Below are 10,843 nucleotides of genomic sequence, written 5' to 3' on the forward strand. Positions count from 1 at the left end.
CGCCACCTTCACAGGTGGGGTGACCAGGGGGCAAGGGCCAGCCGGCAGTCGGGTAGCGGCACGCTATGGGCTGCTTGGCCGGGGGTCACTCGGACCATGGCGCATCCGGCGCCCGCGTACCGTCCGGGTCGCGTCGGGGGACGCGTCCGGCGGTGATGGACGGCGCCGCGCCGTCCGGGTCGCCGTAGTAGGCCAGCAGCAGATCGATAAATCGCCCCAGGTCATCGCGGTCCATCCTGGCGTGGAGCTGTGCGGCGGCACGTGTGAGATCATCCGTGACCACGTATTTCAGCAGCTCGTTGAAATCATTAGGCTGCATATTCTTCCGAAGTGTGGTGGCGACGGAATGAGGGCTGGTTACGTTCACTGATATGCGCTTGGGGCGAATGCCCGCACTCACGGCGGCGCGGTTCACGGTGAGTTGTCCGGCCAGGACATCCGAATAGACTTCGGGGTGCTGCTCGCGCAGGCGACGGCGTTGCTGATCTGCGCGGTCACGTGTCCCCGCAGGCGTGAGCGTGGAGTGAATCATTCCACCCTGGCTGTGTTGGTTCGTGCCCACGGGGTTCTGCACCGCACGCTCCAGCAGGTTCAGCGCTGTGGGGTCGTCGGCAATCAGGCGACGCAGGGTCCTCACATTCGTGTCAAGACCTCGTGGCCACTCAGCAGTGACGAATGCGGAGAAAACGGTGTACCGCATGACTTCGTCGCTCGTTGTTGTAAATTCACGCCATGATCCTTGTTCTAGGATCTCTCGGAGCAAGCGGGGGGCCGTCGTGAATGCGTCGCTCGCGTCCATGACGGCCAAGGCGAGTTCGTGGACCAGCGCGCCGCGCTCGGCCCGTGCGGCGTGCACGTTGGGATCGTCGAGCGCTTCGGTGGGTGGCGTCGATACCATGATTATTCCCTGGGGGTGGTGAATTCCCAGGTCGCGCCCGCCTCGACACGCGCCCGCAACGAGATCAGCGGGACGTGTCCGGCAGGGGCGTGAGGGCGCTCGGGTGCAATCGCACATGCGCATCGGCGGTGCCGGTAGCCGCGGTCGGCCAGCGGCCAGACCGGGAAGGTGAAAGTAACGTCAGTTTACCCCGCCTGACTGCGCCTGACCGCGTCCAGCGGCGTCGGCCACCGTTCGGTACATCCGGGGTCTGCATGCGGGTGGTCTGCTGCACGGCGGGCGGCGGCCCCGGGTGGGAACCGCCGCCCGCTTTGTATCCCTGCCAGCCCTGCCATAGCTAGCCGAGCCGTCTACGCCGAACCAAACCTCGCCGCGCCTGCCGCGACGCGCCAAACCATGCCGTACCACCCACGCCAAGCCTTGAATTCGTCGATCGTAACCCGCACAGCCCATTCGCCGCGCCGAACACGTGCACTCGCGATCAAGATCCCGCAGGCTGGAACCATGAACGACGGACGCGAGGGACCTCATTTCTCGACGATCATTGGCCTCGAAGACGGCGACGTCATCGTGCTGCCGGACGGCAGCGGTCGCGTTGGCACCGTGATTGCGCACCGCGATGACGAGCGCTATTCGGTGCTCGTCGCCTGCGGAGCCATCGAGCTTAACGACGAAGCGTCGGACTATGGGTACGAGTACGAGTTCTTCGATGATGACGAGCCACACAGGTCTGTCCTGGTCCTGCTCCAGCAGGGAACTACCTGAGTGGACTGCCTCAGTCCAGGTTTGGTCGGTCATCGCTCTGCAAGCCACCCTTGATTCAGGAGCTCGCGGAACTCGGCCGCGATCATGTCCGGCGTGACTCGCCGGATAGTGCCGACAAACCCGTTTCGGTGCCGCGTCGGCGGGATGATCAGGGTCCGCGTCGTCGGCGAGATCTCCGTGTCCGGCCCGGCGATCACCGAATGCCTCGTGGAAATGATCAGCGAATCGCCTGCCGACTCGGAGAACGGGTTCTCCGCCGCCACGGCCGTCCGTCCGCCCGTCGCGGTCACCGCGTCACCGCCCCGGCCACGCACGCACGTCTCTCCTAAAGAGAGACGTGCGTGCGTGCGTGCCTTCACGTGGGCGCACGCAGGGTGCGCACGCAGGCACGTATGCGTGCCATGCGCGCAGGTCGGCGACATATCGTGCATGATCACGCCGCCGCTTTCCCGTCGCCGCCGACTGTGGCGCGCCACGTCTGCCCGAAACCGTGCGCCCCGGCCACCTCGGCGAGCTGTTTGTTTGACAACTCATTGAGAGCGTTCTGGATAGTTCGCGTCTTAAGCGACCCGAAATCCTGCGCTGCGAGCGCGTCGCCGATCGCCTTGACAGTCATGGGTACCGTGGCCGCGCGCAGGATGCCGAGCACCCGGACGCGGGCCTTGCGCCCCTCCATCGGCTTGCGGCCCGTCGCGGACTCTTGGCCCTCCGCAGGTAGGTCGGCGGGCACGAGCACGACCGAGGTGACCGGCGAACCGTCCTCCTTCGCCTCGCCGTCGAGCTTCACCACGTGGATTCCGAACGCGATGTCGTCGAGTTCCTCGTCGTCCTTCTGTTTGTCGCTCGACACGATCACACGGGCCTCGGGGCCTTTCTTGCCCTTCTTGGTCACGCGGAGCTCGGTCTGCATCGCGCCCTTCACAGCCGTGCTGCCACGACCGTGGTCGCCTTGCAACCCTTGGTGGTGAATGAGCGCCACGCACGCCTTCGTGGCGGCGCGCAGGTCGTCCATGCGCGCGACGACCAGGCCCATCTCCTTCGAGCTGTTCTCCTCCACGCCGACCGTGATGCGAGCCTGAGTGTCGAAGATGATCAGGGCCGGTTCGATCCTCCTGGCCACTTCCACGAGCACGGACCACGCCACCTGGTCGCCAGCCTGCACGGGGCGCGGAAGGAACCGCACCCCGGCCATCTTGCGGCCGTGGTACTGCTCCCAGGCACGCACCCGCTTGCGGATGCCCTCGCCACCCTCGGCGACGAGATAGACGACCGGACCCTTGACGACGCGGAAGCCGCGCCAATCGTGACCGCCGCCGACGTGCCCAGCGAAGTCGAGCGCGACGAAGGATTTCATGTGTCCGGACGGCCCGATGATGCGGGCGAGGGTGTCGCGGTACAGAAACCCGTCGATCACCGGCTCCAGGCGCGGAATGTGGTCAAGCCCGTCGCTATCTAGCAACTCGTCGAGCAAGCCTGTGACGGCCCGCTCGAAAACGGTCTCGGGCGCGTCGCCTGCGTCGGCCGGAATTGGGTTGCGGTTCCCGGCCAGTGCCGCATCCGCGTCGGCGCGGGCTTCGAGAACTTCGTCGTCATCGACGATGATCCCCCACGGGTCGACGTCGTCCATGTCATCGGGTGCGGGGTGGAACAAGTCGGGTGCGAATTTCCTTTGGTACGCGTTCCACGCCGCGTAAGCTCTGTGCGTAGCGGCAGACTGCGTTTCGGTGTTGTCTTCGGCACCGGTCGGAGGGCGGTCGAGCACCGAGTCCCCCCGCAGCCATGGCGGTGCCGACAGCCCATTGTCAAATAAAGTCATATACTCCCTACGGGTATTGCGGTAAGGGAATCCGCGTGGTTGACGCGGCATTGTGGTGAGTGTGTTGGGACCGGCGCCCCTCACGGGGCGCCCGGTCGTCTATCTGCGGGCGGGTGGTCGGGGTGCATCTGACGCGCGCTCCGCTAGCCATGCACGTACATCAGCCTCCGCATACCGACGGTAGCGGCCAACCTTAAACGATCGCGGGCCGGTCCCTCGATAGATGAGGTTGTAAAGGGTTGTCTCGGGCAGACCCAAAAACCGGGCGGTTTCCTTGAGGGTCCACAGTCGGTCCGCGCCCATCGCACACTCCTACCGTGCGCTGAACTGGTTGTTCATCGCTCACAGAGTCTCGCATGGGTACGGATCGTTTCGCAATGCCCTTACTAACGTACCGCATGCAGAGTGCTGCCAGGGCACGTCACGCCGTTCCGCGGAGGTCTGATTGTGGCGAACTGTTAGACAGCCAATTCGCCGCGCCGTATGCTGGCTTCGTGCCCAAGACCCAATCCAAGATCGACGTCGGCGGCCTCCCCTGGCAGGTCACGATCACCTGGTCAGTCGCTCGCGAACCGGTACCGATCGGCATCGAGGTGAGAGCCCTGCGGGGCAGCGAATACAGGCGTGGGGAGATCAACGCCAGGTTGTGGCGGAACTTTCCCATCGGTCAAGTCATTGCGGAGCAGCGGCCACAACCCGCACCGGCCGAGGCGCACGACAGCGACGCGGAACACTATGCCGCCGTCGCCGCCACGTACCGGGCCGCGGTGGAAAGCGGAAAGCCACCATCGAAAGCCGTCGCCGAGCGCTTCGAGGTGAACGCTTCTACAGCTCGCCGGTGGATCTATGTCGCACGCAACAGATACCACCTTTTGCCGAAAGTACGGCAAGGCCAAATCGGATAACTGAAGGGAGTTGAAATGGCAGAAGTTTACGACCGGTGGCACAAATCGCTACCCAAGGAAGACGAACCGGAATGCCCTGAGCATAAGGGCAAGGTTCGCAGCGCCGACCACGGAAAAGGGAAGCGGTGGCAGGTCCGTTACCGCGACGCCAACGGAGCGCAAAAGAAAGAGAACTTCGCAAAGAAGAGCGAAGCTGACGATCGGGCCGATGAAGTCGGCACGGACTTGCGCCGTGGCGCATTCGTTGACCCGAAACTTGGCAAGCAGTCCTTCAAAGCCGTTGCTGAACAGTGGCGGGCCAACAGCGTGCACCGACCCTCAACAGCGGACCGCGTGAACCGTGGCCTAAAGAATCACGCCTATCCACTGCTCGGCGACCGGCCCATTGCGGCTATCCGCACGTCTGAAATCCGCAAGTGGGTTAAGGATCGTTCGGAAGTGCTGGCGCCGTCCACGCTCCGCGTCAATTACTCGTATATCGTCTCCGTATTCCGCATGGCGGTGCTGGACCGCATCATCGGTGCAAATCCATGCGATCCGATTGAGCTTCCGGAAGCGATGAAGCAAGAAGTCGAAGCGCTCCCGGTTGAAGTCGTCGAGGCGCTGATCGCAGGTATGACGCGGCGTTACCGAGCCCTGTTGCGGCTGGCAGCGGGAACCGGACTCCGGCAAGGTGAACCCTTCGCATTAGAAGTTGATCACTTCGACTTCCTGCGCCGCACCGTCCGCGTCCAACAGCAACTAATTCACTCCGACCACGGCGGCGAACCTTACATTGGGCAGTTGAAGACCAAGCAGTCTTACCGGACTGTCCCCGTGGCCGCGTTTCTCGTGGAAGAGGTTGCCGCGTTTCTCGCATCGTTCCCAGCACGAGAAGTCGAGATCTGGGATCGGACAGACCCCAGGAAACCCGTGCTGCGCAAGGCGCGGCTCATCTTCACCAATACCCGCGACCGAGCCATCCGGCGGGGCGCGTGGTCGAAGGTGTGGGCCGTCGCCGTCCAGCACGCCAACGAGAGCTTTGCCGCCGAGGCCAAGCGTCGGGGTGCACCCACGGCGCTAGCCGTGCCCGAGTGGGCGTCGATGCACTCGCTCCGACACTTCTACGCGTCACTGCTCATCCGGGCGGGCGAGAACGTAAAGACCGTTCAGAGGCGCTTGGGGCACGCTCAACCATCAATCACGCTCAACACATATGCACATCTGTGGCCTGATGCTGAAGACACGTCGCGTGCGGCGGTGGAGGCAGCGTTCGGCCGGGGGAGTGCCCTCGATGTGCCCTCTCCGAAGCTCAATTCGGTGAAGCAGCAGGTCAGAGTGGTTAGTTAGCGGTAATTCGTGAACTGCACCGCGAAGTCGAAGTCCTGGCTCTTGAGCAGCGTCATCACGGCTTGGAGGTCGTCCTTCGACTTCGAGGAGACGCGCAGCTCGTCGCCCTGGATCTGGGCCTTGACGCCCTTCGGCCCCTCGTCCCGGATGAGCTTCGAGACCTTCTTCGCGTTGTCCTGCGAGATGCCCTCGTTCACCTCCGCGCTGATCCGGTACTCCTTGCCGGACAGCTGCGGGTCGCCCGCCTCCAGCGTCTTGAGCGAGATCCCGCGCTTGATCAGCTTGTCCTTGAACACGTCGAGCACCGCCTTGACCCGGTCCTCGGCGTTGGCCCGCAGCTCGATCTTCTCGCCGGACCAGGCGATCGACGCCCCGGTGTTCTTGAAGTCGAACCGCTGCGAGATCTCCCGCGCGGTCTGGTTCAGCGCGTTGTCCACCTCCTGCCGGTCCACCTTGCTGACGATGTCGAAACTGGACTCGGACGCCACGTCGCGCTCCTCGCTGCTCGCTTGCCCACCGTACGCATGCCACCGTGCGCACTTCTCCGGCAGAGCCTACCGAGCGGACGCGAAGGGGCGGGCCGTTCCCTTTCAGGAAGGCCCGCCCCGGTAGAGCCGTTCAGCCGTTCAGCGGCCGAACTCCCTGCTACGCGGCTACCTGCTTGTGAAGCCGGACCCGAAGGACTCCAGGAAGCGGGCGTTCGGCGAACCGAGGCCGGTCGCGTTGTCGTAGCCCCACGTCGCGGTCAGCCCGTAGTCCTGGCCGAGCGCGTAGTCGCGGGCGATGTGGGTGCCGGTCGAGGTGTAGCCGTGGTCCACGATCGCCGACAGCGTCTGGCCGTTCTTAAGCCCGGTCGCGAACGGGTTCTCGGTCACGTCGGTGTACAGACCCTGGCGGACGTACAGCGCCGGGTTGGCGAAGCCGACCGCGAAGCCGCCCTGTGCCTGGATCGCGTCGGCCAGGATGCCCGCGAAGGACGGCGAGGCCACCGAGGTGCCGCCGTAGCCCGCCTCCGAGTACGCGCCGCCGTCCGAGGTGCCGACCAGCGTCGCGGTGATCAGGTCGCCGTTCATCGCAACGTCCGGGACCACCCGGTGCGGGGTGCGGGTGTACGAGCCGTTCATCAGGTAGTGCGCGAGCCGTCCGGGGACCGCCTCAGTCTGGTACCAGGGCTGGGTGAAGTCCTCGGACGTGCCGCCGCCACCGCCGAAATAGAAGTAGCCCGGGAACGGAACCCAGGACTTGCCGTCGGGGGACAGCACCGAGCGGTCGTCGCCCATCGCGGTCTCGAACTTGTACTTGCCGGCCGGGTCCGAGATCGCCAGTGCGGTCGCGCCGACCGAGGTCACCCACGGGTCGGATTCGGGCCACGTGGTCTGCGCCTCGGTGGTGTTCGAGTCGCAGTTCACGCCGGTGGCGGCGGCGGTCGGGGAGTTGTCCGCGCAGTCGCCGGAGGACGCGTTGAACCCGATGCCCTCGACCGCGCCTTGCTCCAGGGTCTGTTCGTAAGGCGCGATGATCGAGGTGTTGAAGTAGCCCGCCGGGCCGTGCATGATCTCGCCCCAGGAATTGGAGACCACGTCAGCCAGGTGGTTGTCCACGATCAGCTGCCAGGCGGCCAGCAGGTCCTGGTCGGTGCAAGAGTTCGCGCCGACGTAGACGACGTTGGCGTCCGGCGCGAAGCCGTGCGCCATCTCGACGTCCAGCGACTCCTCGGGCGTCCAGTCTCCGCAGTCGCCCGGGGCGCTGCCGGTGAGAGTCCAGTCCGCCGGGGTGACGTACTCCGTGTACTGGCCCGGTCGGAACGGCGCGTCGCCGTGGTTGGTCGAGTACTGGTTGGCGTCGGCGAGCATCGTCGGCGAACCGTACGCATCCACGATCGCGATCGTCGCGCCCTGACCGGTCAGGCCGGTCTTCGTCACGCCGTAGGCGTTGCGCAGCTGGGACGGGTAGTAGGAGCACGGCGCGGTGGGCGCTGTCGGGGTGTAGCCGACTGGGAACCCGGTCGCGGTGTACTGGCCCCAGTAGGTGGAGCAGGGCTCGGGGACGCTAGTCGCCGAGGTGCCGCCCTTGGCGATGGTGGCCGAGCTCGAGCCTCCGCCGATGCTCTTCGCCACCGAGACCGAGTCCGGGCGGGCCGCGGCGTTGATGATTCCGTCCAGGCCGGTGATCGACAGCACTCCGGCCGCGACCCCGTTCGGCAGGGTCACGTTGTCGACCGGGGCGTGGTGGGTGCCGGTCGAGGTGGAGTAGTTGTCCAGCCGGGTGCCGAACGCCGCCTGGATCTGCGCGGCGCTGCCGGAGATGTCCAGGTAGTGCGCGGTGGTACTGGTCACGTCGATGCCGTGGCCGGACAGATACGACGTGAGGGTCGCGGTGTTCGCGGCCGACGGGCCGAAGCGGGCGGTCGCCTCGGCGGCGCTCAGGTACTTGCCGTACAGCGGGGAGGACGTGTCGGACACGGCCTTCGCGTACGCGGCCAGGCCGGAGGTGTCCTTCGAGGCGAGGTAGATGCGGGCGGTCACCTTGGTCGCGGTGGGCACTGCACCCTTGTCCGCCGAGGCGGTGGCCCAGGTCGGATGGTCGACGGTCACCGTCGTGGTGGTGGCCGCGGCGTTAGCCGGGCCGGCCGAGGAGAGCGCCGTGGCGAGCAGCGCGGCGACGGGTATGACCGCCGTCGCGACGCGCCGGGCACGCCGATGTGCGGCGAGAGGCATGAAGGTAGTTCCTCCCCTTAGTCCACCCATGTCGCCCGACAGCGGACGAATGGGAGCGAATTCGGTATACACCGTGGACCGCGACGAATCGTAAGGCCCGTACGGTCTTTCGGCAGCGGATCTATTGCTACTGCCGGACCTGCCCCTTGCGCAACGGTTTGGCGGGGGTGATGTTGCGTACACGGCCCTTTTCGGGCCCGCCGCGCGCACTTTCACGGACTTGTCAGAACTCTCGCAGCGTTTAGCGCTCGGTGTACCGGTCCAGTGCCCTCGTGAAATCCTCGCCGGGCGTGCCGAGCCCGGTGGCGGCGTCGTATCCGGGAGTGGCCGTGAGCGGTCCGTCGTCGCCGAATGCCGCGAATACTGTTGATATGCCCGAAATCGGCGGAGATATCTGACCCGCCGCGTCAACGACGCCTGTCACATCCGTCAGATATGAGCTTCCCGCCAGCAGGTACAGCGCCGGGTTGAGGAACCCCAAACCCTCCCGCACCGGCCCCCAGACGTCCGCGCGCGCGGCCATGTCCGCCTCGAGGCCCGCGAGCAGCGGCGCGGCGAGGCTGGTCCCGCCCACCTCCGATTCGCCGTACTGAACCGGCCCACCCGCGTCGGATCTGGTCTGCCCGATCAGCATGCCGGTGAACGGGTCCCCGTCGAGCGAGATGTCCGGCACCACACGTCTGGCCGAGGGCGCCGGCTGACCGTCGAGGAGGGTCTGCGCGAGCGCATCAGGCACCTGATGGACCTGGTACCAGGGCTGCGCGAAGTCCTCCGAAGCACCGCCCCCGCCGCCGAAGACCCACCCCAGCGGCTTCCATGTCGTTCCGTTCAACTCCCAGGCCCGCGTACCCCACGCCGCCTGCCACAGCGAGTCCCCATCCGCGCCGATCGCCAGGCTCGTGCCGCCCACCGCGGTTACCCAGGGATCTGAGGCCGGGAACGTCGTCTGTGCCCTGACCGATCCGAGCCCTTTGCCGCATCCGCTGTCGGGCAGATTCGCGCCGCAGTCGCCCGCCGCGAAGTTCACCGTGATGCCTTCGAGTGCGGCGATCTGGAACAGCCGCTCGTAGGTGGCGATCACGCTTGCCGGTTCGTCACCTTCGGCCGTGTGCAACGGACTGCCCCATGACGCCGTGACGACGTCCGCCATGCGGTTGCCGACGATCCGGGCGAGCGCGGCGAGCATGTCCGGGTCCTGACAGGAGTCGGCGCCGACGTACCGGATCGAGGCCCGCGGCGCGAGCGCGTGCACTGCCTCCACGTCCAGCGTCTGCTCCGCCGCCCACGAATCCACGCCGCATTGGTCCTGCAGCGTCCACGCCCCCGGCATCAGATATTGCGTGTACTGACCATCCGTGAATCCCGCGTCGCCGTGGTCCGTCGCATATCGCTCGGCGTCCGCGGGCATCGTCGGCGAGTTGTATGCGCCCAATATCGCGACGGTCACCCCGCTACCGCTGTCGCCGTCCGTGTCATAAGCGGACCGCAGTTGATCCGGCGTGTACCCGCATATTGCCAGCGGCGTCGGAACCGGCGGCCAGCCTTGGCCCTTGGCGGTCGTACCGCCCGGCAGCGCGGGATGCGTATCCGACGCGAATTGCCCGAAATAGTCGGAACAGGTCTTTGCGTCACCCGCCGCCGTCGCGACGATTCTCTGCGGGTGCATCAGATGTGCGCCCGCTCCCGGCACCGAGCGCGCCGATCCCCACAATCCCGTGGGCATATATTGCGCCACCTGCGCGGGCGTCTCGAAATGCCGATACAGCGGACTGTGCGGGTCCGACACCGCCCGCACCATGCTCGCCAGATCCGGTGCGCCGCCCGGCGCCGCCGTCGCCCCGATCGGCCCGTAGGCCATCGTCAGAACCACCGCCAGCGCCGCCGCCCCGACCACCGCGAAGGCGCTCAGACCCCTCGGAGTTCGAACCCTGCGTCCAGCCATCGCGTCCTCCCCCTCGGTTGACGCAAGGCCACCTTCCCCCGCCCCGGACGCCGGAACAGACACGCCCACGAAGGAAGTAGCAGGTCAGCTCACTCGACCAGGAACGACTCCCGCCACCAGTGCATCCCCGGCGCGCCTACCAGCCCCGCCTCAGACAGAAACGCCATGATCTTCTCCCCGCCGTAGCGGATCGTCTCGCGGTGGTACGGGTTCGCCAGGGCCACCTTCCGCGCCGCCTTAGGGTCGAGGCCGACCGCCGTGTACACGCGCGGATTGATCAGGCTGCGGCACACGATGAACGCGACATGTGACAGCAGCAGGCGGTGGTACGGCAGCTCGCGGCGCGGCATCTCCGAGACCGCCCGCGTCAGCTCGGCCCGCGCGAACCCGATGTGCCGCGCCTCCTCGACGATGTGAATGCGGTTGACCATCCGCATCAGCGGCTGGATCCGCTCGTCGTCGACCATCTCG

The 10,843-nt window shown here is 66.3% G+C and carries 11 protein-coding genes; 3 read left to right on the forward strand and 8 right to left on the reverse strand.

Annotated elements, in window-relative coordinates; translation table 11 throughout:
• Window positions 1-85: 85 nt before the first annotated feature.
• A complete protein-coding gene (locus tag VGZ32_RS10855) occupies window positions 86-898 on the reverse strand; it encodes a hypothetical protein (protein WP_326885805.1) in 813 nt (270 codons plus the stop codon).
• Between the two features lie 504 nt (window positions 899-1,402).
• Here VGZ32_RS10855 and VGZ32_RS10860 point away from each other — a divergent pair.
• Window positions 1,403-1,663, forward strand: a complete 261-nt coding sequence (locus tag VGZ32_RS10860; RefSeq protein WP_326885806.1) for a hypothetical protein — start codon at window positions 1,403-1,405, stop codon at window positions 1,661-1,663.
• A 29-nt stretch (window positions 1,664-1,692) separates the two neighbouring features.
• Here VGZ32_RS10860 and VGZ32_RS10865 read toward each other — a convergent pair whose 3' ends face one another.
• The 3 genes from VGZ32_RS10865 to VGZ32_RS28685 all read right to left on the reverse strand — a co-directional run bounded on the left by VGZ32_RS10865 (window position 1,693) and on the right by VGZ32_RS28685 (window position 3,782).
• Window positions 1,693-1,953, reverse strand: a complete 261-nt coding sequence (locus tag VGZ32_RS10865) for a hypothetical protein (protein ID WP_326885807.1) — start codon at window positions 1,951-1,953, stop codon at window positions 1,693-1,695.
• Between the two features lie 143 nt (window positions 1,954-2,096).
• Entirely contained in the window at window positions 2,097-3,290 is a 1,194-nt protein-coding gene (locus tag VGZ32_RS10870; RefSeq protein ID WP_326885808.1) for an AAA family ATPase, read from the reverse strand.
• Between the two features lie 288 nt (window positions 3,291-3,578).
• On the reverse strand, window positions 3,579-3,782 hold the full coding sequence (locus VGZ32_RS28685; RefSeq protein WP_349263559.1) for a helix-turn-helix domain-containing protein: 204 nt from the start codon (window positions 3,780-3,782) through the stop codon (window positions 3,579-3,581).
• A gap of 191 nt (window positions 3,783-3,973) precedes the next feature.
• Between VGZ32_RS28685 and VGZ32_RS10875 the strand changes: the two genes are divergently transcribed.
• Both VGZ32_RS10875 and VGZ32_RS10880 read left to right on the forward strand, forming a co-directional pair.
• Entirely contained in the window at window positions 3,974-4,384 is a 411-nt protein-coding gene (locus tag VGZ32_RS10875) for a hypothetical protein (protein ID WP_326885809.1), read from the forward strand.
• A gap of 15 nt (window positions 4,385-4,399) precedes the next feature.
• Window positions 4,400-5,713, forward strand: a complete 1,314-nt coding sequence (locus VGZ32_RS10880; protein WP_326885810.1) for a tyrosine-type recombinase/integrase — start codon at window positions 4,400-4,402, stop codon at window positions 5,711-5,713.
• On the opposite strand, the gene VGZ32_RS10885 is transcribed toward VGZ32_RS10880, so the two are convergent.
• From VGZ32_RS10885 to VGZ32_RS10900, 4 genes are all read right to left on the reverse strand, one after another.
• Window positions 5,710-6,201, reverse strand: a complete 492-nt coding sequence (locus VGZ32_RS10885) for a YajQ family cyclic di-GMP-binding protein (RefSeq protein ID WP_326885811.1) — start codon at window positions 6,199-6,201, stop codon at window positions 5,710-5,712. The genes VGZ32_RS10880 and VGZ32_RS10885 overlap by 4 nt on opposite strands.
• A 165-nt stretch (window positions 6,202-6,366) precedes the next feature.
• The gene (locus VGZ32_RS10890; protein WP_326885812.1) at window positions 6,367-8,430 is read right to left on the reverse strand and encodes a S53 family peptidase; all 2,064 of its coding nucleotides are present in this window, start codon (window positions 8,428-8,430) and stop codon (window positions 6,367-6,369) included.
• Window positions 8,431-8,671: 241 nt separating this feature from the next.
• Entirely contained in the window at window positions 8,672-10,372 is a 1,701-nt protein-coding gene (locus tag VGZ32_RS10895; RefSeq protein WP_326885813.1) for a S53 family peptidase, read from the reverse strand.
• A gap of 89 nt (window positions 10,373-10,461) precedes the next feature.
• Window positions 10,462-10,843, reverse strand: a 382-nt coding sequence (locus VGZ32_RS10900) for a diiron oxygenase (protein WP_326885814.1), incomplete at its 5' end; no start/stop codon positions are given.

The organism is Actinocrinis sp., assembly GCF_035938995.1.
GTDB lineage: Bacteria > Actinomycetota > Actinomycetes > Streptomycetales > Catenulisporaceae > DASZGI01.